We start from the raw sequence: 24,493 nt of genomic DNA, 5'->3' as shown, positions 1-24,493 counted from the left end.
TTGGTATTTTGACAATTTAACAAAGCTTTTTAAAAAGCCCACTTTCCCACCCGTCGCCGTGGAGTGTGATAAATAAAGAACACGCTAGCTTGATCACCAAGCTAGCTATAAGGAAACTCACTTAAAACCTAGTTTCAAGCTTTTAAAAACCTTTTAAGCACACTTAGAAAATGTGCTTAATGAGGTTTTCAAGCTACCTCATCAATTTCTTTTAAAAGTTCAGAAATCTCCTGTATAGTTTTTGTTTTTTCTTCCACTAAAGCTGTAAATTTTTTATGCTTTAGTTTTAAATCTTTTAATCTCTTAGATAATCTCAAATCCTCATTCAAAAAACCAAGTCTTAAAAGTGCTTTTTCCACTTTAGAATTTGTTTTGCTTTTATTGCTAAGCCAAACCTTTAAAGTTTGATTTTTCAAATTGAGTTTTCTTTCCATTTCATCAAAAGTTTTTAACCCTAACTTTTCTTGAATTTTCTCTTTAATACACATTCAATTACCCTCATAATGAACTATAATGGTTTCAAATAAACCATCACTAATAGCTTCTAGTTTTACAAAATTATGATCAAGTAAAAAATTCAAAGCTTCATTAAATTCGCTTTCTTTTATGTTCATTCTTTTAAAAAGCGTGTCTTTTTTTATAGATTTTTCATTGCTGAGTATATTTGATATGGTGTTTGCATATGCTCTTATCATTTTGTTTCCTTTATCTTTATAATTACAAACATAACCAATAAGATAGCTATAATCACACCAGCTATAATCCAATCTTGCATTATGTATCCTTTTTTATACTTAAGCAAAAAGTTGGTATTCTTTTTGCTAAAAAATAATTATTTTTATGTTTTAAAATTAATTATTTTGTGAAATTATAAAAAAAATATACTCATTTGTCAAGTTATATTTTACATTTGAAAGGTATCTTTTTATGGAAGTAAAAGAAATATTGAAAAAATGGATGCTAGAACAAAATTTGAAAACCTATAAAGAACTAGCAGATTACCTAGGTGTTGCCGCAAATACCATAGATGTTTGGAAACAAAGAGGTTATATACCTGAAAAAAATATACTTAAATATACTCAAATGAATATAAATAACACAAACGACATAGAAAATATAGTTAAAATCAGATATTTTCCTAATGTTTACGCTAGTGCAGGTTTTGGAAACGATAACAGCGATGAAAACTTTCAAACTATATGTCTTGATAAAAATTTTTTAGTAGAAATATTAGGTATTCCTTACAAAACACAATATGATATGATAAAAATATTTGGCGATAGCATGGAACCTTTTATACAAAATGGAAGTTTTGTTATAGTTGATACTAGTAAAAATTCTCTCGATAAGATCAAAAATGCTGATGTGGCTATTTTTAGATACGATGGTGAATTATTTTGCAAACGCATAAGAAAAAATGTCCTTGATGATGAAATTATCATAAGTAGTGATAATATAGGTTTTGAAGACAAAAAAATTAAAAAATCTGCATTAAAAGACTATGTATTTTTAGGTGTTGTAATTTGCTCGTGTAACACTAAAATATTCTTAAATCAAATAGAAAGGGTTTAAAATAAAATATTATATTCCTTCTAAACTATCAAAATTTATAGATGACAATCTAGGTTATCATGTTCTTTATTTGATAGGAATTGTTTTTATTTTGTGTTTTAAACTACATTCTTTCTTACTTATTTTGGGTTTTATATTAATTACTATTGTAACAATTATAGATTTACATCATATTATTAAAAAAATTAATCTTACCAAACTATATAATATCTTGGTATTTTTTGGGTTGTATTATATAGCTGAATTTTTTTCAAGAAATGTAGTTTATATAGTTGTAGATAATGTACCAGATAGCTATAGCTATGCTATTAATATTTTAAATATTATACATATTATTTCAATATTGATTTTTTTTATATCACTCCCTTTGATAGTTATTTTATTAATATCTACACTAATATATATATTGCAAACTATACTTAGCGCTATAGGTATAAAATTTAATTTTATAAATCAAATAATTTTTAGTTTTATACTTAAGCGAACTCATTTTAAAAACGAACTCCATGTTATTTATTTTGCATTTTTTGGTACTTTATCCATGCTGTATTTTTTAATTTTTTTAACAAATGTGTATTTTAATGCACTTAGTTTTACTCCTAATATTATTCATATAAGTTCATATTATCAAAATAATAAAATATGCTCAAAAATATCACCTGATTCATATATACATATACTAGGAGATAATAAAGTATCTATATCCCCTTTTAACACTAAATTTGCATTTAACTTAATTACAAACAAGCCTAATTTCACAACCCAAGAATGTAATTAAAAAAAATAATGATTTTAAAATATATAAATAATATCTTTTTAAAAATAGTTATAATATAATTACCAAAATTTTATTTGGTAATTATATTAAGGGGTAAAATATGGATTTTGAAAATTCTATAAATTCTATAGCGGAAACAATAGCAGAAAGAAAAAATTTAGTAAATACTGAAGAATCAACCAAAATGACTTTCATCATGCCGTTTTTAAAAGCATTGGGGTATGATGTGTTTGATCCAAGCGTAGTAGTCCCTGAATACATAGCCGATATTGGAACAAAAAAAGGTGAAAAAGTAGATTATGCTATTTTCAAAGATGGAAAACCTTTTATATACATAGAAGCTAAAAATCACACTGAAAATTTAAGCAATCACAATAACCAACTAACTAGATATTTTAACACATCACCTAGTGTTAAATTTGCTATTTTAACAAATGGAATAGAATATAGATTTTTTACAGATCTTGATCAAATAAATATAATGGATCAAATTCCTTTTTTAACAATTAATCTTGAAAAACTAAAAGCTAGAGATATTAAAGATTTAAAAAAATTTATATGTTCAGATTTAAATCTAGATGAGATACTAAACACAGCAAAAGAAAAAAAATATTATCAAAGTATACAAGATATCTTCAAAAGAGAGATAGAAAACCCAAGTGATGATTTTGTTGTTCTTTTTGCAAAACAACTCACAGACAAAAGAATGACCGCCTCAACTATTGAGGAATTTAGAACTTATATAAAAAAATCTTTTAAAGAACTTATAAATGATATAGCATATGATAAAATCACTAGTATAAAAAACAATCTTCAAGAAATTAACAACGATGAAGATGAAGAAAGCTACGATGATGAAAAAGAAATTATAACAACAGAAGAAGAACTTCAAGGCTTTTACATAGTAAAATCTATTCTTGCTGGTGCGGGTGCTAACTTACAAGATATATCCTACAAAGATACTTTAAGCTATTTTGCAATCTTGTATCAAAATAGAGTAACAAAATGGATATGTAGGTTAAATTTTACAAAAACAAAAAAATGGGTAAGTTTCCCAGATGACACATACGAACAAATAGAAAAACTAGAAGATTTGTATAAATTGCAAGATAAGATCATCAAGTCATATAATGATAGAAAGTAATTTCTATCATTAAGATAAAATACAATGTATATATTTGCGATCATAGGTGCTATTTTTTATTGGATATTTATTATATGCTTAATAATATACATGATTCAAAGTGTATATAAAAAAGAACTGTATTTTTTTACTAACAATAAAATTATCAATTATTTAATATCAAAAGAAAAACAATGTTTGGTTATTTTGGGGTCTTGGGGCTGTGGAAAAACATATTTTTAGAAACAAATAGAAAAAGAAATTACTTTAAACCTTAATAGTAAAAAAGTTATCTATATAGATCTTTTTGGCAAAGAAAGCTATAAACAAGTAATAGAAGAAATAGTAGTAAGTTTACATGGAAATTATAATAATATTACAAAAAAAACTTTTAAAGGTTTAGAAGGTTTAATTAAAGGTGCAAGTGGTGGTTTAATAAATATAGATAGTGATGTTATTTTTTCCTTTTTAAAAAAAGAAGATTTTGAAAAAATCATTGTATGTCTTGATAACATAGAAAGAAAATCAGATAATCTTCCTTTGAAAGAAATTTTAGGACTTGTAAATTTACTCAAAGAAGAAAAAGAATGTAATGTTGTTATGATTCTCAATAAAGATAAGTTAAAAAAACAAAATGACAATTCAGATAATAATAAAGAGGGTAAACAAGATACTAAAGACTGGTATCAAGAATACAAAGAAAAAGTTGTTGATTGCGAATATATCATAAAAGACAATAACGAAATTGCCAAAGGCTTGATTGAAAAAGCATTTACACAAAATAAAGAGATAAAAGGTAGTTTAGTTAATATTAGTTTAAAACATTATACAGATACTTGCAATAATAATCTAAGATTATTATTAAAAATATTAGAACATATAAAATATTTTAATAAAGAATGTTTTATGCTGTATTATGACAAAACAAACAAAAAAGAATTTGAAATAATTGCAAATGAATATTATTTAGCAATTTTTCATGCTGTAAAAGACTTTTATATACAAAAAAACAAAAAGGAAAATGTAGATGATATATACCGTATAGTTACAAGGTATTTGAATAATTTTTTTATTATAGATGATAATGATAAAAAAACATTAAATAATATATTTTCTCAGCAACTATCATCTGAATTATTTTTAAAATTTGAAAAAACTTATACTGCATATTTTTATAAAAATAGTAGCGATGCTAATTTTAAAATCGAATTAGAAGAAATATTGCAAAATTCTAATGATAAGTTAGAAAAAATTACAAAATATTTAAGTTCTGAAAAATTTTTGGAAGCATTATATTGGTTTAAAAAAATAACAAAATCAAATCAAAAAGCAAGTGAAGAAAGTAATAGAGAATATTTTAAAAAAATAGACGAGATTATCAAAAATTTAATTAAAGAAAATCAATATTCTGTTTATGATAAAAGGATAAGACTATTAATTGCTTTTAGCAAGCGATATAAAAATTATAGTAAAAATATAAAAGAATACAACAGTAAAAATAAATTAGAAATCTTTAAATATAATGCAAAAGAATACCCTCACATATTCCATTTTGAGAATATAAACAAGTTTAATCAATATGAAATAAATTCTATTAAAAATGTCTTTTATAATGATCAATTTTTTTTCAATAACTTTATAGATTTTTTTAGACTTGAACCAAAAAATAATCATATTAAAATATATAGTAATAATTCTTCTTATAGATATACTGATGCTGATTGCAAAGGATATGAAAAAATTTTTAAAGAAAATAATTTGTTTTTGGCTTTTATAGATTATATTAATGAAAATAAAATTAAAAAACAGATGCTTATCAAAAAAAGATTTATAATAAACGATAACTCCAATATCTTATCAAAACTATTTTATTTGCAAAATTAACAGACAATTTCTTCGCTCATATCTATAAGTAAAGATATACTATCCATCATTCAACTCCTTAATTTTATCCATATTGATTTCACATTGCTTATAGTGATAAAAAAGCTCACTATAAGCTTTTAATATATCTTTTTCATCTTGCACTATAGGTTTATGCGCTCTATCAAATTCTAAAAGCTCATTTGGTATTTGCACTTTTTGAATTTGTATTTTGGTTAATACTTGTGTTTTGCTCCCACAGCCTATCAAGCATAGCATTAAAAAGCTTAGTGGTATTAGTTTCATTGCTTTTGGATATATAGTTTTTAACATCATCAACCCTTGTTTTGATTTGATTTTTTTGAGTATTTACATGAAAGAGTGCTTTTAACTCTTGCTCGTGTCTTATTTTAAGCTCTTGAGTAATCCTTGTGAGTTCATTATTTACACCCAAAGCTAAATTTAAATCACTTTGACTTTTTTCTAATTTTGCGTTTGTGCTATCTAGCTTAAGATATAAGAATACATTAAGCATAAGCATTAATGCTAAAGCAATATAAAGCTTTGTATTGTTAAATAAAAATGACATATTATTTGTAGTTTAAAGTAGGTTTTGTATAATACTTTCAAGGGTTAGCCGTAGGTCTGACCCCCTATGGCTTAATCTAACCCTAGAAAGTAGGTGATTAAATTTGAGCTATATAATCCACATAATCTTTATAATTATACTACTAAGTATGATTATAGTCAAGGCTTATTAACCTTGTCCCCTTTTTTTAAGGGGGTTATGTGGTAACCTACTTTAAGCTTGCTCCTTTCTAAAATTTGTTTGTGATTTCTAATTTTATATTTGATAAATCTTGCTGATATAGCAAATCATATAATTTTTTACAAGCTTGTCTGCTTTGACCTATACTTTCATCACTCTTAGTTAAACCTAGTAAAATACAACCTTTTGTATTCTAATAATTACATATTTATCATCTTTTACTCTCAAACATTGTTTTCTAAATAAACTTTCATTTCCAAACTATAAGTTTTGCAGCGTTTATAAACTAGACTTTATTTGTTTATAAAGCAATTGTTGTTAATATTTTGAAAAAATTTAGAGAAAAATCATGAAAGATCTTAAAAAATACATTGCAAATTCCAAACTAACACGCCTTGAAGTTTTATATGAAAAATTAGTAAAGTCTGAAAATGGCATAACCATAAAAGAACTAGCCCAAGAACTCAATGTAAGCGCTAAAACCATAAAAAGAGATATGCAAGGGGTTTTTGAGCCTATGGGGCTTATTAAAAATGGAAGAAAATGGCGTATTGATACAAACAAAGACACTCAAGAGCAAAATGATGAAAAAATAATCCTTGAAGTGCTTGATACCATGGCAAAAAGTGCTGGAAATAGCTTTTATGCTAAGGCTCACCCCCTACTTTCTAAACTTTCTCAAAATATCTCTAACCCCATCCATACTAGCCTAGATGCAGAAAAGCTAGAAGAAAAAGATTTAAGCAATTTTCAAATTCTTGAACAAGCCATCAACACCAAAACACAAATTGTCTTTAAATATGAAAATAAACTTTTCCAAGTAAAACCTCTAAAACTAGCCTTTTTTAGTGGGTTTTGGTATTTGCTTGCTTTTGATATGAAAAAACGTGATATTTTCAAAAAATTTTATTTAAAAAATATCCAAAACATCACTCTAACCCAAGAACATTTTCAAACCGATGAAAGCTTAGAAGTAAAACTTCAAAGAGTAAATTCAATATGGTTTAACCTTGATAAACCTTTTACGGTAAGACTTTTAGTAGAAGAACCTGTGCGAAAATACTTTGAAAGAAAACCTCTAAATTCACAAATCATCACCGGTAAAGATAAAGATGGCTCCATAGAAATAGAGCTTGAGATAACTCATGAAATGGAAATTTTACCTTTAGTGTATTATTACATACCTTATGTAAAGGTTTTAGAACCTGATTTCATAGCAAATAAAGTCAAAAAAGTAGTTGGAGAATACCTTGATCAAATAAGCAAATAATTGCTTATTTGTCAGATTTTAATGCTTTCTTAGCTTCATTTAAAGCTTTTTTAATCGCATTATTTTCCATAAAATTTTTTATCTCATTATAAATATAATCTTCTATAGTTTTAAATTTATCAGCCTTAGTAGTTTTATCATAATCAATCATATCATAAATAAATTTATAATCTTTATCTTGATTTTCTTCATCTAAAATTATTTTTTTAAATATGCTAGCATCCAAGATATTTAATTTTTGATTTTTTATCTCTTGTATTATCTTTTGTATTGCTGATTTAAAATTTTTGATTTTTTTATCATATTCTTTGCATTCTTCATCATTTTCATAATAATAAATAACACGAAAATCGATACGCAAATTTTTATATTTTTTGCCATAAAAGTATAAATTAAATGTTGGCATTATATAGTTATTTATATCTTTTTTGTGGTAAATAGTAAAGAAATATTTGGTTGAATTTGTTTTTTCACGATCTTTTTCCACAAGCAAAATATTTTTTCCTATTTTTTTGTTTTTAAATTTCTTTTCGAGTTTATCCATGAATTTACTCATTAATTCTTTGCAAATTTCATCCCATTTCTCTCTTACTATTTCTTTTGCTTTTTTATATTTATCATTATCTACATCTTTAAAATCACTTTTATTTTTAGTATATCTATATAAATTTGTAGCATTGTTTAAATTTTCTTTGCTCGATTTCAAAAATTCCATGACATAATCTTTAGCCACATAATCATCTATAGCTACATACCAAGTTAAAAGAGTTTTATACTGATTTAAAGTAAAAATCACATTTTGCATATCATTTTTAAATTTTTTATCAATTTCATTGTTTTTAACTTTATTCTCACACGCGCCTATACAAGCATTAATCCACTCTTTTATCCATTTATAATCCATTTTTAGATAAAAACTCATTTTTTTATCATAGCTATCATATATAAGATCATCATTTATTTTAAATCCATTTTTTGCGCCTAAGCTATATTTACTAGGCTCGGTATCTTCATTTTTATGCAAATAAATAGTAAGTATATTTTCATGAAAATCATCTATGTTTTTAACTTTTTCTTTTATGTGTTTTATGTAGTCTTTGAGTTGATCTGGTTGATCTTTTGCATAAAGTTTATTTTCTATGATGATATATCTTTTATCTTTTAAGCTTATGAGAATATCGATTCTTCTATTATCTTTAGCACAAGCTTCTGTTTCTACGCTTTCTATGTCATGGACTGTAAGATTTTTAAATTTCTTAGCCTTTGTGTATCTTCCAAGCTTTTTTAAAAACTCATTTGCAAAAAGCTCTTGATAATGATCACCATGCGGATCGATCAAATAAGCTATAAATTTAGAATGATAAATTTCCATTTCTTGTACGCCTAAAGCTTCAAAAATATTTATATCACTCATACCTTTTTTGGTGTTTTCTTCAAATTTATCATTAACCTTTAATAATTCTTCAATAAAATTTTTCATTCACAATGCCTTTAAAATAATTTTCACAATTATACTACAAAAATATAGACTACCATTGTCTGCTTTTTTTAGCTATGATTTTTCAAATCATTCAAAAAAAGGATTAAAAATGCTTCAAACCATGAAACACATCCTAACTCACACCGATGAGACTTTACTTGCAAAGAAATTTGGCTATAACAATGTAGAAAAATTTACTAAAACAAAAACTTTGTTTTTAGAATGCGAAAGCATACAAGAATGGCTTTTAAAAGGACATTATGATATGGTAAATTCCTCTTTAGAATTTATGCAAAAATTTGATTTTATTTTAGATAAAGAAATTTTGAATTCAATTTTAGAACAAAGTATTTTATTAAAAGATAAATACACAAAATTACAAGAAGCAAAAGCCATCATAAAAACAAATTTTAAACGCAAAAGCGAGCCTTTGCATACTTTGATGTTTTTATCTCACTTACGCGTGCTTAAATTTCCTATTAGTAATGATATGCTCTATCTTGATAAAACACAAATCATGCAAAAGCTCAAAGAACTAGCTATAAAGCATTATGAAAGTTCACAAGGCAAATTAAAACTTTGGGGAGATATCTTACAATATGACATTATTTATGATGATGAGTTGTTAGTTTTAAGCATGCAAAAGAGTGATGAATGATAGCCATTTCTACACTTTTATCATCAAAACATAAAAGAATTTATCAAAATCTTGTGCAAAATTTTGCTAAATTTAACATCGCTTTTAAAGAAATACCAAGTAATGATATATGGTTAAGAGATTTCATGCCTTTAGTGTATGAAAATACGGCGACAAGCTATATTTATGATCCTGATTATCTTAGAAATTATCCGCATTTAAAAACCACTATAAAACCTCTAAAAAATCACTTAAATTTAATCCTTGATGGAGGTAATTTCATAAGAAAACATGATGTTGCCTTTATGTGTGAGAAAATTTTTAGCCAAAATCTAACACTTAGTAAGGAAAGCATTATCCATACTTTAAAACAAAGCCTAAATTTAAAACACATAGTCTTTTTACCAAGACTAGCTTATGATAGATATGCGCATAGTGATAGTATGGTAAGATTTATAAGTAAAGATCATGTGCTAATCAATGATTTTTCTTTAGAAAATGCGCAATTTTTTGAGAAATTACACACCGCTTTAAAAGATTTTAAGGTTACAAAAATGAGCTATTCTAAAGAATTTATGCAAAAATACAAATGGGGTGCGTATTTAAATTTTTTAGAGTTTGATAAGGTGGTTTTTGTGCCAACTTATGATATAGATGAGGATGAGAGGGTTTTAAACTTTTTACAAAATATCTATAAAGACAAGCAAATCATAGGTATATATCTAAAGCCTATTATCAAAAAAGGTGGTGCTTTACATTACATTAGTGCCAATATTTTACAATAATTAAATTTGTTTAAAGGATTAAAAATGGAAAATCAAACATTAGAAGAAAAATTTGAAGAGCTTTATCTAAAAAGTGCTTTATCAGAATGGGATAAAGCGATAAATGAACTTGATAAAAAAGAAGTAAAGAGTGAATTAAAGAAAAAACATAAATCGCTTAAATGTTATATAATTTACAAATTAAAGATTTCAAACAAAGAAGAATATGATAAAATTTATAAAAAAACGCAAAATTCTTTAAAATACTTAAAAAATAGATATAGCTCTACAAAAAGAAGAAATGATAATAAAGAACCATTTGGAAGTGCAAGAAAATTTATATCATGGTATAAAAAACAAGAGAAAAAATGTTATTACTGCAAAATAGCGCAAAGTGATCTAGCAAATCTATTTGAAAACAAACTTATAACTTCCAAAAAACCATCTTTTAATAGCTCATTGCAAATTGAAAGGCTAAATCCAGATAAAGGCTACAATGAAGAAAATTGTGTTTTAGCCTGCTGTATTTGCAATAATGCAAAAAGCGATATGATAAGCGCTAGTGATTTTGAAAAATATTTTAGTAATAGTGTTAAAAATTTCTATGAAAACTTGTTAAAAAACATAAAACCCAAATAATTCTCATAACTAGACAACTAAAGTCTAGTTATTTTGTTTATAATTACATTATATATCTTAGTTTAAAGGTTTATAATGCAAACAAATACTTCTACTCTTACTCACATTGCGGATTTTGATTATTACTCACATAATGTAAAAGTCATCTCACTACACGCACAAATGCTCTCAAACAGCAAACAAATCAAAAAAGATTTTTACAGCGAATTTGAAGATACACTAGAAAAAGATGGTAAAATCACTAGTTTTATCTACAAACAATACTCCAAATTTATCTATCCTAGCTTTTTAAAGAAAAATCTAAGTTATCTTAAAAAATACTTAAATTTTACTCAAGCAGAATGTGATGTGTTTGCGTTTTTTTACTATGCAAACAAAGGTAGATTTGCTTTACACCAAGGTTATAGCACTGCTTTGGGCAAAAAGATCATAGAAAAAATTTTCAACCACACTTCAAAAGATGTCAATAAAGCTTTAAGTGATGATTCTATGCTTTTTAAGCTAGATGCCTTGTGCTATTATGATAGTGATGCCTTTGGTATAGATGTAAATAATTTTGAAAGCATTTTCACTCAAGATATTAGCAAAACTACACTTATGGGTGAGTTTTCTTATTTTTTACCTAAAACTAGACTAAATTTGAGTGATTTTGACTATATACAAGAAGAATTAAATACTATCATTACTTTTTTAAAAAAACGCCAAAAAGGAAATATTTTTATATATGGAAAAGCAGGCGTAGGCAAAAACGAGCTTAGCGCACTCATAGCTAAAGAGCTTGGAAAAGAAGCATTGTGCGTTAAAGATTGCGAAAATGATAAAAAATCAAGTAGAATTTCAAATTTTTACGCACTTAAAAAGATACTCAATCCAAAAAAACAAATGGTAGTCTTTGATGAGTGTGAAGATAGCCTTTGCTATGATTCTTTAAAAGAAAAATTAAAAATCAATAAAATCTTAGATGAAGAAAATGGCGTTTGTGTATTTTTATCAAATTCCAAAGACATGGATGAGGCGTATTTGAGGCGTTTTGATGTGATTTTAAAGCTTAAAAGTATGCCCAAAGAAAAGAAAATTCAAAATATAAAAAAGTTATTCAACAAGAAAAATATAAAAATAGATGAAGCCATTATAGAAAATATAGCTTCTCATCCTGAACTTTCTCAAGGGGTTATTTTAAAATGTGCAAATAATGCTAAGATCTTTAAAAGCAAAAGCCAAGAAGTATTTGTAAGATTGATCAATGAAAATTTAAAAGCAAGATCACTTCAGGGCATTTCAATGCCAAAAAAAGACAAAAAATACGATTTAAGCTTGATAGAATGCGATTTAAATTTACAAGAACTAATAAACAATATCGATAAAAATTCAAGTTTGAGAATTTTAAGCTATGGCATAGCAGGCAGTGGAAAAAGCGAGTTTGGCAAAGAACTAGCCAATGTTTTAAATAAAACTTTACATTCTTATAAACTTAGTGATATTTTAGATCCTTTTGTGGGCAATAACGAAAAAAATATCGCAAACATTTTCAAAAAAGCTTCTAATGATAATGCTATCTTACAGCTTGATGAAATCGATGCGTTAATTTATAGTAGAGATGAAGCAAATAAAAGCTGGGAAAAAAGCTTAGTCAATGAAATGCTTATGCAAATGGAAAATTTTGAAGGTATTTTCATAGCTTCTACAAACTACCTACAAAACCTTGATAAAGCTAGCATAAGAAGATTTGATCTAAAGATAGAATTTCAAGCATTAAAGCAAGAAAAACTTTTAAAGGCTTTTGAATTTTTTGCTAAAGAATTAAATTTAAGCTTTGATAAAAAGCAAATTGTAAAAAGACTCTTAAGGCTTCAAAATATTTGTTTGGGCGATTTTGCGCTAATTCTTAGACAAAATAAAATTTTTAAAATCAAAAACGCCGATGAATTTTTAGAAAAATTAGAAAAAGAATCAAAACTCAAATCAGATGATGAAAAAATCAACATGGGATTTTTATGAAAAGGATAAAACTATGAACATAACACTTCAAGGAACAATACACAAAAGCTTTGTGTTTGGATTTAATGATATAAAAGCAAAAGAATACATTAAAGCATTATATGAAACAAATAATGATGAGTTTAATTTCCAAACACAAATTCAAAACACAGAAAATATACAACTACTAAGCCAAAGTTATCATTTGTAAAATGGATATTTTTTAGATGTAAATACTCAAAGCAAACTTTTGTCTTTTGAAAATTTTTTAAGTCAAAATTATGCGGATTTTAAGCATTTTTGTGTTGTTGATTTTATAAAACATAATGCAAAAATACACTACAAATTAAAAGAAACAAATACAAAAAGCAAACTCTATCATCTTGCAAGTGCATATGCCTTTCCTAAAAATGGCTGGATAGATAAAAAAGTGCTAAACATCAACGATATCTCACCTTATCAAAACATGCTTATAGAAGGGTTATTTTATATTGAAGAGCAAGAATTGCTAGAAATTATAAAACAAAATGAAAATTTGATAAGAAATAATTTTTATTTAAAAGATTATGATTTTTCAAAAGGTTTAAAAAAACTTTTAGATGTGAGTTTGGATATTTTATTTGCTAATATTGGCACGAAAAATTTTAAACCCTATAAACTAGAAATAAACTCTATCACTCACGAGGATATAGAAAGAAAGATTTCTTTTATTAAGCTACTAAAATGATTGTTTTAGTAGCTCTTTGATCCTTTCTATAAATTGCGTTTCTTTTTGGGTAATATACTCAAGAGTGATTTCTTTATCTTGACTATCTTCAAGAAAAATTCCATCAACTATAAATTTATACTCATCTGAAAGGATAGAATTTTCACTATGACATTTTGCTTTTTCAAATTCTTGCATAGGATATAAAAGTCCACCTAAAAGCACCTTGCCTATCTTTTGATAATACCCCATATAAGTATGAATTTGAAACAAATCATTTCTGTCTAAATCTCCCATGCCATTTTGGCTTCTACCTTCCATTTTCATTCTTTTATATTTAGTATCAAAAACCATGTATGTATCATCTTTAGACAAAACAATATCAGGTATTATATAGCGTTTATAAAAGCTATTTTTATAAATTTCAAGCTTTGGAGAATCAACCATATATTCTTCAAAATTATTTCTTAAAAGCTTGCTTATATAAATTTCAAAAAGCTCTGCTATATTAACGATAAAACCATAACTTTTTTGATCATTTTTATTTTTACTAGTAAAATTTTGACTTTCTATGATCATTTTTGCATATTTTAAAAGCTCTTTGTAGTTTTGATAGTTTTGATTTCTCAAGGCTTTGCTAGAAAAGGCTTTATTTAAACTTTCTTTTATAAAACAATGCTCGCTTTTATTTTGCACTAAATAGGTTTTTATATGCTTTACATTTTTTAAAAAGCTTGAATTTTTCTTTTCTATGACTTCTAATGCTTTATATAATACATTAATAATATGCACATCTTCTATTTGCTCTCTTGTTTTTGTAGCAACCTTTGCTTTTAAAGGGATATTGTGTTTTATAAATTCAACCATATCGATATTTCCCTTAAAGCGCAAGTCGTTGTATTTTTTACTTTGATAATTTTTAGGCAAACCTATCAAAAAACTTTTTTCAAGTTTTTGCACAAAGATATAAAAAAGTATAAACTCACTTATATTGCTTTCCTTTTTTACATCTTGATAAATACTCACATCATCAACAAATACATCATTAGCATAATTTAGCATTCTTTCTAAAAACTTTTCGCCAAACCTGGAATTTATCTCAACTTCCAAACCATTATAAGAAATTTTTCCTATATAATTTCCACTAGCAATTTGCCTTTTATTTTCTTCAATCGTTCTTACTGAAATGATAGGATTTTTAGCATTTTTACTTAAAATTTTTTCATCATCATTTAAAAAAGAAAAGAAATTTCCATCTTTTATAAAATCTTCAAAATACAAATCAAAATTTTGTATTTTTGAAGATTTTTGCTCTATTTCTCTAAAGCTATTATCATTTATTTTTATTGGATTTTTCATTTTTTTGGTTCATTTGGTTTTTCTATAACAAAAAGTTTTTTTAATTCATCCAAGTGATTTTGTATGTCTTTTTCACTATATTCGCTTCTTAAATACTCTTTTAAAAGTGCTTCAAAGCGGTTGCTAAAAAGTTTTTTCATATCACTATCTTTAATCTCATCATTTTTAAATTCAATTTTTAGAAAATAAGAATGCCCAAGTTGATATTTTTCACCTATATCTTTACTAATTTCATCATTTAATTTTTTACAAGCTTGTGCGTATTCTTCAATATTATTTGCATAAATTTCATCTCTTATTACACCATAATCGCATGTCATTTCTTGCCATATAAAGCGTCTTCTAAGCGCTAAGTCAAAACTATCTATACTTTTATCTAAATCATTCATAGTTCCTAGTAAAAACATATTTTCAGGCACATAAAAATCCTCATCATCTCTCATAGAGGCATATTGTGTTTTTATCTTACCTTTTTCTCCTCTATACTCAAGCGCATAAAGTAATTCTCCAAAAACCCTAGATAATTCCGCACGGTTAATCTCATCAGCTATGAAAAAATACCCATGATCACTTAGAGCTTCATTAAAATTTCCTTTTTCGAGTTTTTCCAAAAATCCTTTTTCTTCTTCTTTTGCTTTATCACAAAATTCTCTAAAAATTCCATTTTTAAGCTCAAGTTTTAATTGTCCATTTTCAATCCCTGCAGGTTTAATACCTTCTATAAAATCCTCATAAGAAAAACTTGGGTGAAATTGAGTAATGAGCATTTGATTTTCATTTTTAATGATATTTTTTACATTATTTACTATGGTATAGGTTTTTCCAGTTCCAGGAATTCCATGAAAAATGATGTTTTTATGCGTTTTTAAAAGCTCTTTAAAGCCTTCTAAATCATTGCTTTTTATATCTGCTTTGCCACATAAATTTGCAAAATCATAAGCTGCTTTGTAAAGTTTATAATACACACTTTCAGTTATGTTGTTTATATATTTTTCATCACCACCTTGTAGTTTATCTTTTGTAATTAAAGCCAAATCAGATTTTTTTATCTTATCAATCAAATTTAAAAATTGATCTAAAATATAGTATTTTGGAAGATTATCTGTTCTTTTTACATCAAGTTCTTTCAAAACAAAATCAAAATATGCTTGTTCGTTATTTTGTATATTGCTATTTTCTTTTATGCTTTTAAGTTTATTATTTGAATTTTTATTTAGCATTTCAAAGATATATTCAGCAGTCTTTGCCATAGCATCGTTTACTAATGGAAAATTATTATTTTCAAAATTTAATAAGTATGCTAACTCTCTAGCAGAGGCTTTCATACCTGTGATATCAAGATTTAACAAATCTTCTAGTGAGTTTACTTTAGATATCTTAACAAGGTCAGCATGTAATTCTTTAGGATTTTTTTTATTCAGCAAATTTGAAGCATTAGCTCGTTGTTGAGCGCTATGTATATTTTCTTTTTTCCAAAATTTTTTAAAATTTTTTACCCATTCTTGCGAGTTGTTTTCATCAAATTCTTTAATTTCATTAAATTTATCCTTAATCCCAATCTTAGAATCGATAGTGTTTTTATCAAATTTAATATGAATAGTATCTTTATCTCTATAATATCTTAAATATTCTTCAAAAGCACCTTTTAAAATAACAAAATTTATATTATTACAAATATATATAAAATTCTTATACTCATCAAAAATATCTTTTAAAAATTTAAAGTTTTTATCTTTAAAATCTTTTATAAATTTTTTATAGTTCTCAAGAATCTTAAGATCTTCTTGAATATTTTCATAATTTGCATTATTTAAATTAACAAATTTAAAACCTTCGTTATTTTCTTCAATTTCAATACCTCTTTCCTTGCCAAATTTAGTATGATAAATATAGCATTTATCTTTATCAAAAAAATAACCAAAATTTTTATCTTTAATTGCATTTAAACTAGTTTTTAAATCACTCATAGTTTTCCTTAGTTTTGATTTTTATAATTATAACTTAATTTTTGCATTGTTAATTACACCAAAATAAAAAATTTAAAATAGACAAACACAGTCCACTAAAATAAATTACAATTGTAAAATAAAAATATCAAGTCATGGAGGTGTTAAAAAATAAAAATCAAATTTAAAATAACAAATCAAAAACAAAGGAATAAAATGAAAAAACTATTTTTAATTTTAAGCATATTAATGTGTATATGCTTTACTTTTACTAATGCTGAAGTAAATTATACAACAGCACAACAAGATATAACAATAGAAAAAACCATAGATAACAATACAAGCACAAAAATAGCTCAAGAAGATTATACCAATACAATAATCATCACCATAGCTATCTTAATATATATCATCATAGCTGCAGTGCTTGTGTATTATGGATTAAAAGGCAAGGTAGTCATATATAGAAATACAATAGATCTTAGCTTGTGTGTTGGATTATTTGCTGTATTGCCTTTAGCCTTTATAATCTTTATGACATTATTTCTAATGCGAATAGAAAGAGATACTGCGCTAATTATTATGGGTGTCATTGCTTTTATATGGGCATGCGTTGTATTATATATAGCATACACAACACTAAGAGATAATCGTAATAATCCATTACTAATGATTTTAATACTACCTTTAAAAGTAACATTAGGATTATGGTATGGACTTAGTATTTTTGCAGTTTTTAGAAAAAGCAATCTTAAAACCGTAGCGCAAAGAAGAGAAGAAAAACAAAATGCGTTAGCACGCTTTGCTTTTTCAAGCGGACTAATTTATGCTCTAATGCGAGATAAACCTTTGAAAAAATAATACTCTAGCCTATTTTAATAAAAATAGGCTAAAATTCAAACAAAACAACAAAGAAAGGTAAATAATGTTTTTTTCAAAATCAAGATACACAAGAGGCACACAATGTGCTAAGTCTTTATGGCTGAAAACTTACAAAAATGAAATATTGAGTGTGCCAGATGAAAATGCTTTAGCTAAATTTAGTACCGGTAACAAGGTAGGCGAGCTAGCTTGTGAGCTTTTTCCAAATGGAGTAAAGATAGAGTTTGAAGGTAGTTCTTTTGATGAAAAATGCGAACAAACTAGAAAACTATTAGAAAATAACCAAGAAGTGATTTACGAAGCTACTTTTTGCTACGATGGCATTTTGATCATGATAGATATTTTACAAAATACTAAAGATGGTATGATCATTAACGAAGTAAAAAGCTCTACATCTTTAACAAAAACACCTACTTCCAAAGTAATTAAAAAAACATATATAGATGATTGTGCTTTGCAATATTATGTTTTGTCAAATTTGGGTTATAAAATCAAACAAGTTAACCTGATACATTTAAACAATAAATACTATAGAGGTGATTTTCTTGATATAAATCAACTTTTTGTAATCAATGATATCACAAAAGAAGTTTTATCAAATCAAAACCAAGTTAAAGAAAATTTAAAATACTTTGAAGAAATTTTAAGCAAAAAAGAAGAACCAAATATAGACATAGGAACACATTGTTTTGATCCTTATGAGTGTGATGGATACGAGTATTGTTGGGTTAAACAAAGAAATTTATGTGAAAACGAGAATGTTTTTAACATTTCAAGGCTTAATGCAAATAAAAAATTTGAACTCTATCAAAAAAATATAATCAATTTCAAAGATATAAAAGATCTATCTATCTTTAATGAAAATCAACAAATTCAAATCAAAGCCTCACTTAATAAAGAAATCTACATAAACAAAGAAAATATCAAAAAATTCTTAGATACTCTAACCTATCCCATATATCATCTAGACTTTGAAACTTTTATGCGAGCTATACCTGAATATAAAGGTATATGCAAATTCCTTTTCAATACTCTTTACATATAGCCTATAAAGACAAGTTAGAACATAAAGAATTTTTAAGCGAATGCGGGATCGATCCAAGATATGAACTTGTAAGAAATTTGATCAATGATATACCAAAAGATGTTTGCGTGCTTTCTTATAATGCAAGCTTTGAAAAAGGTGTTATAAGAAATTTAGCACTTGCTTTTCCTAAATTTTGCGAGCACTTGTTAAATATAGAAAAAAATATCAAAGATCTTATGATTCCTTTTCAAAATAAAGATTATTATCACTATAAAATGCAAGGAAGTTATTCTATAAAAAAAGTTTTACCAGCTCTAATCCCTGATATGGAGCAAGCTTATAAAAATTTAAATTTAATCCATAATGGAAGCGAAGCTATGCAAAGTTTTGAAGCTATGCAAAATATGAGTGAAAACGAAAGAAAATCTTACCACCAAGCCTTGCTAGAATACTGCAAACTTGATACCTTAGCCATGGTAAAAATTTTAAAACATTTAGAAGAGCTTGTAAAATAACAAATATACAAATTTAAAAAGGAAAACACATGAAAACAAGTCTTTTAAAACTAGATAAGAATTTTACTAGTAAAAAAATAGCAGATTGTGGTGTTATAAAAAAAGATAAAATGTATTATGCAACAACTTTTAAAGAAGATTCAATTTTATTTGATATCTATGGAAACATACTAAAAAAAATTGCTGGCAAGATTTATCACTTAAATGATGATTTATATGGATTTTGTTGTACAAAAACAAAATATGGCTTTATAGATAAAAAAGGAAATTTAATCACAAAAGTAAAATATGATGGTATCAACAGCTTTCATGATGGCTTGGCCGGCGTTGAACTTAACGGAAAATGGGGTTTTATAGATAAACAAGGAAATTTAGTTATAGAAACAAAATATGATGATATTTTTAATTTTAATGAAGGTTTAGCTGGAGTTGAACTTGGCGAAAAATATGGCTTTATAGATAAAAAAGGAAATTTAGCTATAGAAGCAAAATATGATTATGTTGGAAAATTTAGTGATGGTTTAGCCATAGTTGAGCTTGATGGAAAATGGGGATTTATAGATAAACAGGGAAATTTAGTTATAGAAACAAAGTATGATTATGTTGGAGAATTTAGTGATGGTTTAGCTATAGTTAAGATTATTGGAAAATGTGGCTATGGTTTTATAGATGAAAAAGGGGAGATAATCATAAATACCGAATATGATGAAATTAGTTATCATAAAGAAGAATTAGTAAAAGTCAAACTTAATGGAAAATGGGGTTTTGTAGATAAAAAAGGAAATTTAGTTATAAAAGCAAAGTATGATTATGTTGGAGAATTTAGTGATGGTTTAGCTGGGGTTATGCTTAATGGAAAATATGGTTTTATGGACAAAAAGGAAAATTTAGTTATAGAAGCAAAGTATGTTGAAGTTTACTCTTTTAATGAAGGTTTAGCTGATGTTAGACTTGGTAGAAAATGTGGTTTTATAGATAAACAAGGAAATTTAGCTATAGAAGCAAAATATGATAATGCTTTGGGGTTTAAAAGATGGCTTAGCTGAAGTTAAGCTTGGTAAAAAATGGGGTTTGATAAATAAAAATGAAGAAATTGTTATTGAGATTGAGTATGATGAGATACTAAAACTTGATACGAATTTATTTTTACTTAAAAAAGGCGAAGAATTAAAACTAAAAAACCTAAATATGATTTAAAATGTTTGCGAGCATTTGTTAAATATAGAAAAAAATATCAAAGTTCTTATGGAGCCTTTTAAAAATAAAGATTATTATAAAATGCAAAAAAGTCTTATAAAAAAGTTTTACTAGCTTTAATCCTGATATAAAGCAAGCTTATAAAAATTTAAATTTAATCCATAATAAAAGCGAAGCTATGTAAAGTTTTGAAGCTGTACAAAATATGAGTGAAAATGAAAAAAGCTCTCCGTCAAGCCTTACTAAAATGCTGTAAATTTAACCATGATAAAATTAAAGCTATGGATTAAAATTCGATTTTTAAAACCTCATACACATTTACCTCATTTGTATAAAAGACATCATAATAACATCCTGTATATTTATTGTTTTTTAAAAACTGATTGATTGTTTTTAGTTTTCTATCATCACTGAGCTTAAAACTTAAAATATGAATTTTAGCTTGTGGATTTAGCACTATCTCTTGGCTTTTACCTCACAATGATAATTTTCACTTTCTTTTAAAGCTTCTATTGTATTATGATTATTAAAAACCTCATGATGGATAAATTCTCTACATAAGTTTTTATGAAAATCATTCCATTTTTCTAGCAAAATATCAAGAGTTTTCATTGTTTTTTACTCCGTTTAATTTTTCATTTAATTCTTTGATTTTTTCTTTATTTTCTTCAATAAATTTTAGTATTGCTCCTGCTGTAGGATTTTTATCAAAAACTATATAATCAGATAAAGTGTATCCGTTAAATTCAGGTATTTTCTCTTGAATTCTTTCTCTATCTTCTTTTGATATATCACCTATAAGTCTGATTCCAAAATTTTTCCAATTTTTAGAATTTGTAGTATCAAACCAAGCAAAAGCAAAATATACATCATTATTACTTAAATTCTTTGGTTTGAGTATAAATTGAATATAGCTTGAGCCATTATCAATGCTAAAATCATTATCAAAAACTTTGCAAGTTTCTTCTAAAAACTTATTGATAATATAATCTCTTTCATACATTGATATTTTTGGCAATAATTTTGACTTATTATTAACTAAATCTTTAAACAATTGTTCAAAACCAACTTTACTTTCCTTTTGCAAAAAGCTTATTATATCACTACCATTGCCTATGACATTATTTATAGCATCTTTGTAAAATTCTATAGTTTGGTTTAAATTGCAAAAATTTTTAACCTTTTCTTGAGATTTTTTTAACCAAGTTAAAATTTCTTTCTCATAAGAAATTTGTCTATATAGCACTTTATCGTTGCCTCTTTTTAAGAATAATTCATTTTCAACATTTTCTATATTCCAACCATTTAAACTATTCTCACTAGGATCTCTATCGCCATATGGAGTAAGATAAATCACCGCGATATTTTCAATATTTTTGATATCTTTATAAGAAACATTTTCTTCTTCAATTAATGTATCTATATACCTAGCAATTTGCTCATTTTGATCTTTCGCCCAAATTTTATTTTCTAGTATAATGTGTTTAGTGCCATTATGTATATAAATATCTATATTTTTATATTCTTTTAAGACTTTTACATTATCCCAACCTTCTAATTTTATCTCTTTTAAAAATAAATCTAAAAATAATCTTCCTTGTTTATGATTTTCACTAGGATCAAGTAAAGATTTTAAAATTCCACTATGCAAATTCACCTCATCATGAGCGGGCAAAACCTTTAATAAAGGATTGTAGTTTGATTTGTTTTTTTCCTTAAATTCCTTAAATTGTTCTAAAAATTTTTCCATATTTATTTTCTTTCCATATATAAACTAATAATTTTTATTTTAGCGTAATTTTCATCATCGCAAAACCAAAATTTCATGCGTTCTCCAACTCTATTTTTCTCCAAAGTTTCTAAAATTTTAACAGCGTGTTTTGTTAGTTCATTTTTAGGTAAAAACATCACAGCAAAATAACACATCAAATCATACTCTCTATCAACTATTTTCTCATCATAACAAAAAAATCCTCCTTTATTTAAAATTTCACTTGCATACAATAAATCATCATCATCCAGTCTAAACACATCTCCATCTCCATAAATAGACATGTATTTATCATAAATTCTTATCATTTCATTAAGATTATTTCCTCGCATATTTTTCCTTTACTCTTTCAACTCTAGCAACCTTAAAATTCTCCAGCCTATATCCTTGCTTATACATGCAATTTGTCTTTGAGAAAAAGGATTAAGGGTTATTTTTCCGTTGTATTCTAAGTAAAATTTATGTCCATTTTTACTAAGCTCGTAAATTCCATTACCCAAATCATTTACATTTTCAAACTGCAAATCAAGCACAAATTCTCCATTTGTGTTAATAAAACCCCATTGATTATCTATACAAACTTGTGCTAAACCTTCTTTAAAATCAAACGCCTCATCAAAATGCTCTTTTATAGCAATATTTGCATTTTTATCCACATAAATAAAACCATCACTTGTTAAAACTAATGCCAAACCACAGCTAAAACAGGACATATACTCATACTCATGCTCACAAAGCATCTCATCATTTTGATTGATCAAAAAATATCTATTGTCTTTTTTTACACTTGCTATACCTTCGCTAAAGCTATTTGCCTCATCGTATTTTGCTTCTATGATGGTTTTTCCCTTTGTATTGATAAAACCCCATTTTCCTCTTGCACAAAAGGCTGCTAAATTCTCACTAAAAAACCTAAGTTCATCATACATCACATCGATGATGATTTTGGCATTTTTATCTATAAAGCCGTATTTGTTAGCTATCTTTACGCAAGCTAATCCACCAACAAATTCTCCAACTTCATCAAATTTAGCTTCACAAATTAACATCCCATTTTGATCCATGAAACCAAATTTAGAATTTTCTAAAAACAAAACAAGCTCATCATCAATAATCTTCATAAAATCAAAACTATTCTTACTAAGCTCATTTTTGTTTTTATCTACCAAAGTATATTTAGTCCCTACCCTGACTTTGATCATATCTTTGGCTATAAATTTCACATCCTTATACATAGGATCAAAAATGCAATTTAAATTTACATCAAACAAACCATACAAAAACCCATCAAACACTAACAAATACTCATCATTTATCAAGCTAATATCATCAAATTTAGCCTCTAAAACAAGCTTTGCAAATTCATTCAAAACTCCGCATTTAACCTTGCCATTGATCTTTTGCTTGCATAAAAATAATCTTTCATTTAGTCTTTTTATACTTAAAAACTCAAAATCACTTAAAAAATTTCCATTCTGATCAATCAATGCAAACACATCGCCTTTTTTGATCTTAAAAAGCTTATCACTAAGTCTTATAATGCCATCATATTCAGTCTTTAAAATGATATTTGCTTGAGTATCTATGATGATATTTTCATTTCCTTATCGCAAAAGTGCATAATCATTTACAAAACTACAAACATCATCATATATAAGATCCACTACCACCTTAGCCTTAGTATCTATAAAACCCCATTTGTCATTTATCATAACACCTGCTAAATTTTGACTAAAATTTAAAACCTCATCATATAAAAAATCACAAATTAATTCTCCATTGCTATTTATAAAGCTATACTTACCAGCTTTTTTTACTGCTGAGAAGCCATTTTGAAAATCTCTTACATGATCAAATTCATCATCGATAATAATCCTAACTTCTTTCATCACTTTCCTTTGTAAAATGAAATTATATTAGAATTTTATAGACTAATATTGTCTATATTTTATGCTAGAATATCATTTTAAAAATATGGAGGAAAAAATGAAAAAGAAAAAAATACCAAATCAGGTTCCATTTAGTTTTGAAGATTCTCCCTTTGAAAGCAAAGAAGAGTATCTAGAATTTATCAAAAACATGCCTAAAATGGCTACTTTAGATAAGGCTTTGATAAAAAATCAAGAGAGAAAAATTTAGCAAATAAAGCCATTTCTTACATACAAAGAAAAACTAATCTAAGCTATAACAATGCTAAAATTTTAAAAGATATCTTATC

General features: G+C 26.0%; 27 protein-coding genes and 1 pseudogene. 15 read left to right on the top strand and 13 right to left on the bottom strand.

Translation table 11 applies throughout. From position 1 onward, the window contains the following. Window positions 1-188 precede the first annotated feature (188 nt). Entirely contained in the window at window positions 189-488 is a 300-nt protein-coding gene (locus L8U04_RS03095; RefSeq protein ID WP_214098769.1) for a hypothetical protein, read from the bottom strand. Then, the gene (locus tag L8U04_RS03090) at window positions 489-695 is read right to left on the bottom strand and encodes a hypothetical protein (protein ID WP_041570280.1); all 207 of its coding nucleotides are present in this window, start codon (window positions 693-695) and stop codon (window positions 489-491) included. Window positions 696-927: 232 nt separating this feature from the next. On the opposite strand from L8U04_RS03090, the gene L8U04_RS03085 reads away from it, so the two are divergent. From L8U04_RS03085 to L8U04_RS03075, 3 genes are all read left to right on the top strand, one after another. Beyond that, window positions 928-1,572 carry a S24 family peptidase gene (locus L8U04_RS03085; RefSeq protein ID WP_263673593.1) on the top strand — a complete coding sequence of 215 codons (645 nt, stop codon included), beginning with the start codon at window positions 928-930 and terminating at the stop codon, window positions 1,570-1,572. Window positions 1,573-2,450: 878 nt separating this feature from the next. Next, window positions 2,451-3,494 (top strand): type I restriction endonuclease, encoded by a 1,044-nt coding sequence (locus L8U04_RS03080; protein WP_263676007.1) that lies wholly within the window; start codon window positions 2,451-2,453, stop codon window positions 3,492-3,494. 519 nt (window positions 3,495-4,013) lie between these two features. Next, the gene (locus L8U04_RS03075) at window positions 4,014-5,357 is read left to right on the top strand and encodes an NTPase KAP (protein ID WP_263709386.1); all 1,344 of its coding nucleotides are present in this window, start codon (window positions 4,014-4,016) and stop codon (window positions 5,355-5,357) included. Window positions 5,358-5,396: 39 nt separating this feature from the next. Here L8U04_RS03075 and L8U04_RS03070 read toward each other — a convergent pair whose 3' ends face one another. Both L8U04_RS03070 and L8U04_RS03065 read right to left on the bottom strand, forming a co-directional pair. Continuing rightward, a complete protein-coding gene (locus L8U04_RS03070) occupies window positions 5,397-5,552 on the bottom strand; it encodes a hypothetical protein (protein WP_263676009.1) in 156 nt (51 codons plus the stop codon). Further along, on the bottom strand, window positions 5,536-5,925 hold the full coding sequence (locus L8U04_RS03065) for a hypothetical protein (protein WP_263676010.1): 390 nt from the start codon (window positions 5,923-5,925) through the stop codon (window positions 5,536-5,538). The genes L8U04_RS03070 and L8U04_RS03065 overlap by 17 nt, the downstream gene beginning before the upstream one ends. Window positions 5,926-6,454: 529 nt before the next feature. Between L8U04_RS03065 and L8U04_RS03060 the strand changes: the two genes are divergently transcribed. Beyond that, window positions 6,455-7,375: a helix-turn-helix transcriptional regulator gene (locus L8U04_RS03060; RefSeq protein ID WP_263709385.1), complete on the top strand. Its 921-nt coding sequence runs from the start codon at window positions 6,455-6,457 to the stop codon at window positions 7,373-7,375. Window positions 7,376-7,379: 4 nt separating this feature from the next. Here the strand turns inward: L8U04_RS03060 and L8U04_RS03055 are convergent, their stop codons facing one another. Further along, window positions 7,380-8,855 (bottom strand): PD-(D/E)XK nuclease family protein, encoded by a 1,476-nt coding sequence (locus L8U04_RS03055; RefSeq protein ID WP_263709384.1) that lies wholly within the window; start codon window positions 8,853-8,855, stop codon window positions 7,380-7,382. Between the two features lie 109 nt (window positions 8,856-8,964). Here L8U04_RS03055 and L8U04_RS03050 point away from each other — a divergent pair, with 109 nt between their 5' ends. The 6 genes from L8U04_RS03050 to L8U04_RS03025 all read left to right on the top strand — a co-directional run bounded on the left by L8U04_RS03050 (window position 8,965) and on the right by L8U04_RS03025 (window position 13,599). After that, entirely contained in the window at window positions 8,965-9,513 is a 549-nt protein-coding gene (locus L8U04_RS03050; protein WP_263709383.1) for a hypothetical protein, read from the top strand. After that, window positions 9,510-10,277, top strand: a complete 768-nt coding sequence (locus L8U04_RS03045) for an agmatine deiminase family protein (RefSeq protein WP_263709382.1) — start codon at window positions 9,510-9,512, stop codon at window positions 10,275-10,277. Before L8U04_RS03050 ends, L8U04_RS03045 begins: the two co-directional genes overlap by 4 nt. Window positions 10,278-10,301: 24 nt before the next feature. Beyond that, the gene (locus tag L8U04_RS03040; RefSeq protein WP_263709381.1) at window positions 10,302-10,895 is read left to right on the top strand and encodes a hypothetical protein; all 594 of its coding nucleotides are present in this window, start codon (window positions 10,302-10,304) and stop codon (window positions 10,893-10,895) included. Window positions 10,896-10,970: 75 nt separating this feature from the next. Further along, the gene (locus L8U04_RS03035; RefSeq protein ID WP_263709380.1) at window positions 10,971-12,893 is read left to right on the top strand and encodes an AAA family ATPase; all 1,923 of its coding nucleotides are present in this window, start codon (window positions 10,971-10,973) and stop codon (window positions 12,891-12,893) included. Between the two features lie 13 nt (window positions 12,894-12,906). After that, window positions 12,907-13,083, top strand: coding sequence for a hypothetical protein (locus L8U04_RS03030; RefSeq protein WP_263709379.1), 177 nt, complete (start codon window positions 12,907-12,909; stop codon window positions 13,081-13,083). 39 nt (window positions 13,084-13,122) lie between these two features. After that, window positions 13,123-13,599: a hypothetical protein gene (locus tag L8U04_RS03025; RefSeq protein WP_263709378.1), complete on the top strand. Its 477-nt coding sequence runs from the start codon at window positions 13,123-13,125 to the stop codon at window positions 13,597-13,599. Here L8U04_RS03025 and L8U04_RS03020 read toward each other — a convergent pair. Continuing rightward, window positions 13,591-14,937 carry an McrC family protein gene (locus L8U04_RS03020; RefSeq protein ID WP_263709377.1) on the bottom strand — a complete coding sequence of 449 codons (1,347 nt, stop codon included), beginning with the start codon at window positions 14,935-14,937 and terminating at the stop codon, window positions 13,591-13,593. The genes L8U04_RS03025 and L8U04_RS03020 overlap by 9 nt on opposite strands. Then, entirely contained in the window at window positions 14,934-16,904 is a 1,971-nt protein-coding gene (locus L8U04_RS03015) for an McrB family protein (RefSeq protein WP_263709376.1), read from the bottom strand. The genes L8U04_RS03020 and L8U04_RS03015 overlap by 4 nt, the downstream gene beginning before the upstream one ends. A 195-nt stretch (window positions 16,905-17,099) precedes the next feature. Between L8U04_RS03015 and L8U04_RS03010 the strand changes: the two genes are divergently transcribed. The 4 genes and pseudogenes from L8U04_RS03010 (at window position 17,100) to L8U04_RS02995 (ending at window position 20,504) form a co-directional block, all read left to right on the top strand. After that, window positions 17,100-17,744, top strand: a complete 645-nt coding sequence (locus L8U04_RS03010; RefSeq protein ID WP_263709375.1) for a hypothetical protein — start codon at window positions 17,100-17,102, stop codon at window positions 17,742-17,744. Between the two features lie 64 nt (window positions 17,745-17,808). After that, a pseudogene (locus L8U04_RS03005) lies at window positions 17,809-19,307 on the top strand (DUF2779 domain-containing protein). A 29-nt stretch (window positions 19,308-19,336) separates the two neighbouring features. Continuing rightward, the gene (locus L8U04_RS03000; protein ID WP_263709374.1) at window positions 19,337-20,353 is read left to right on the top strand and encodes a WG repeat-containing protein; all 1,017 of its coding nucleotides are present in this window, start codon (window positions 19,337-19,339) and stop codon (window positions 20,351-20,353) included. Continuing rightward, a complete protein-coding gene (locus L8U04_RS02995; RefSeq protein ID WP_263709373.1) occupies window positions 20,322-20,504 on the top strand; it encodes a WG repeat-containing protein in 183 nt (60 codons plus the stop codon). Before L8U04_RS03000 ends, L8U04_RS02995 begins: the two co-directional genes overlap by 32 nt. 286 nt (window positions 20,505-20,790) lie before the next feature. Here L8U04_RS02995 and L8U04_RS02990 read toward each other — a convergent pair whose 3' ends face one another. From L8U04_RS02990 to L8U04_RS02965, 6 genes are all read right to left on the bottom strand, one after another. Then, on the bottom strand, window positions 20,791-20,961 hold the full coding sequence (locus L8U04_RS02990) for a hypothetical protein (RefSeq protein WP_263672618.1): 171 nt from the start codon (window positions 20,959-20,961) through the stop codon (window positions 20,791-20,793). Continuing rightward, window positions 20,961-21,116, bottom strand: coding sequence for a hypothetical protein (locus L8U04_RS02985; RefSeq protein ID WP_263709372.1), 156 nt, complete (start codon window positions 21,114-21,116; stop codon window positions 20,961-20,963). Before L8U04_RS02985 ends, L8U04_RS02990 begins: the two co-directional genes overlap by 1 nt. Further along, on the bottom strand, window positions 21,103-22,254 hold the full coding sequence (locus L8U04_RS02980) for a PD-(D/E)XK nuclease family protein (protein WP_263709371.1): 1,152 nt from the start codon (window positions 22,252-22,254) through the stop codon (window positions 21,103-21,105). The genes L8U04_RS02985 and L8U04_RS02980 overlap by 14 nt, the downstream gene beginning before the upstream one ends. Before the next feature lie 2 nt (window positions 22,255-22,256). Beyond that, window positions 22,257-22,607 carry a hypothetical protein gene (locus L8U04_RS02975; RefSeq protein WP_263709370.1) on the bottom strand — a complete coding sequence of 117 codons (351 nt, stop codon included), beginning with the start codon at window positions 22,605-22,607 and terminating at the stop codon, window positions 22,257-22,259. 9 nt (window positions 22,608-22,616) lie between these two features. After that, on the bottom strand, window positions 22,617-23,771 hold the full coding sequence (locus L8U04_RS02970) for a WG repeat-containing protein (RefSeq protein ID WP_263709368.1): 1,155 nt from the start codon (window positions 23,769-23,771) through the stop codon (window positions 22,617-22,619). Window positions 23,772-23,879: 108 nt separating this feature from the next. After that, window positions 23,880-24,164 (bottom strand): WG repeat-containing protein, encoded by a 285-nt coding sequence (locus L8U04_RS02965; RefSeq protein WP_263672623.1) that lies wholly within the window; start codon window positions 24,162-24,164, stop codon window positions 23,880-23,882. 97 nt (window positions 24,165-24,261) lie between these two features. Here L8U04_RS02965 and L8U04_RS02960 point away from each other — a divergent pair, with 97 nt between their 5' ends. After that, window positions 24,262-24,414: a hypothetical protein gene (locus L8U04_RS02960; RefSeq protein WP_263709367.1), complete on the top strand. Its 153-nt coding sequence runs from the start codon at window positions 24,262-24,264 to the stop codon at window positions 24,412-24,414. The last annotated feature ends 79 nt before the right edge of the window (window positions 24,415-24,493 follow it).

Source organism: Campylobacter sp. IFREMER_LSEM_CL908, assembly GCF_025771545.1.
GTDB classification, from domain to species: Bacteria; Campylobacterota; Campylobacteria; order Campylobacterales; family Campylobacteraceae; genus Campylobacter_D; species Campylobacter_D lari_D.
Note: the sequence above shows the minus strand (reverse complement) of the source record. Positions and strands in the feature narration are given on the sequence as shown.

Excerpts from the sequence above, each read along its gene's own strand:
- L8U04_RS03085 (WP_263673593.1), top strand. The coding sequence starts at position 928 with ATGGAAGTAAAAGAAATATTGAAAAAATGGATGCTAGAACAAAATTTG.
- L8U04_RS02965 (WP_263672623.1), bottom strand. The coding sequence starts at position 24,164 with ATGAAAGAAGTTAGGATTATTATCGATGATGAATTTGATCATGTAAGA.
- L8U04_RS03045 (WP_263709382.1), top strand. The coding sequence starts at position 9,510 with ATGATAGCCATTTCTACACTTTTATCATCAAAACATAAAAGAATTTAT.
- L8U04_RS02985 (WP_263709372.1), bottom strand. The coding sequence starts at position 21,116 with ATGAAAACTCTTGATATTTTGCTAGAAAAATGGAATGATTTTCATAAA.
- L8U04_RS03095 (WP_214098769.1), bottom strand. The coding sequence starts at position 488 with ATGTGTATTAAAGAGAAAATTCAAGAAAAGTTAGGGTTAAAAACTTTT.
- L8U04_RS03035 (WP_263709380.1), top strand. The coding sequence starts at position 10,971 with ATGCAAACAAATACTTCTACTCTTACTCACATTGCGGATTTTGATTAT.
- L8U04_RS02980 (WP_263709371.1), bottom strand. The coding sequence starts at position 22,254 with ATGGAAAAATTTTTAGAACAATTTAAGGAATTTAAGGAAAAAAACAAA.
- L8U04_RS03010 (WP_263709375.1), top strand. The coding sequence starts at position 17,100 with ATGAAAAAACTATTTTTAATTTTAAGCATATTAATGTGTATATGCTTT.
- L8U04_RS02975 (WP_263709370.1), bottom strand. The coding sequence starts at position 22,607 with ATGCGAGGAAATAATCTTAATGAAATGATAAGAATTTATGATAAATAC.
- L8U04_RS03015 (WP_263709376.1), bottom strand. The coding sequence starts at position 16,904 with ATGAGTGATTTAAAAACTAGTTTAAATGCAATTAAAGATAAAAATTTT.
- L8U04_RS03020 (WP_263709377.1), bottom strand. The coding sequence starts at position 14,937 with ATGAAAAATCCAATAAAAATAAATGATAATAGCTTTAGAGAAATAGAG.
- L8U04_RS03050 (WP_263709383.1), top strand. The coding sequence starts at position 8,965 with ATGCTTCAAACCATGAAACACATCCTAACTCACACCGATGAGACTTTA.
- L8U04_RS03030 (WP_263709379.1), top strand. The coding sequence starts at position 12,907 with ATGAACATAACACTTCAAGGAACAATACACAAAAGCTTTGTGTTTGGA.
- L8U04_RS03000 (WP_263709374.1), top strand. The coding sequence starts at position 19,337 with ATGAAAACAAGTCTTTTAAAACTAGATAAGAATTTTACTAGTAAAAAA.
- L8U04_RS03090 (WP_041570280.1), bottom strand. The coding sequence starts at position 695 with ATGATAAGAGCATATGCAAACACCATATCAAATATACTCAGCAATGAA.
- L8U04_RS02995 (WP_263709373.1), top strand. The coding sequence starts at position 20,322 with ATGCTTTGGGGTTTAAAAGATGGCTTAGCTGAAGTTAAGCTTGGTAAA.
- L8U04_RS03055 (WP_263709384.1), bottom strand. The coding sequence starts at position 8,855 with ATGAAAAATTTTATTGAAGAATTATTAAAGGTTAATGATAAATTTGAA.
- L8U04_RS03065 (WP_263676010.1), bottom strand. The coding sequence starts at position 5,925 with ATGTCATTTTTATTTAACAATACAAAGCTTTATATTGCTTTAGCATTA.
- L8U04_RS03040 (WP_263709381.1), top strand. The coding sequence starts at position 10,302 with ATGGAAAATCAAACATTAGAAGAAAAATTTGAAGAGCTTTATCTAAAA.
- L8U04_RS03060 (WP_263709385.1), top strand. The coding sequence starts at position 6,455 with ATGAAAGATCTTAAAAAATACATTGCAAATTCCAAACTAACACGCCTT.
- L8U04_RS02960 (WP_263709367.1), top strand. The coding sequence starts at position 24,262 with ATGAAAAAGAAAAAAATACCAAATCAGGTTCCATTTAGTTTTGAAGAT.
- L8U04_RS03080 (WP_263676007.1), top strand. The coding sequence starts at position 2,451 with ATGGATTTTGAAAATTCTATAAATTCTATAGCGGAAACAATAGCAGAA.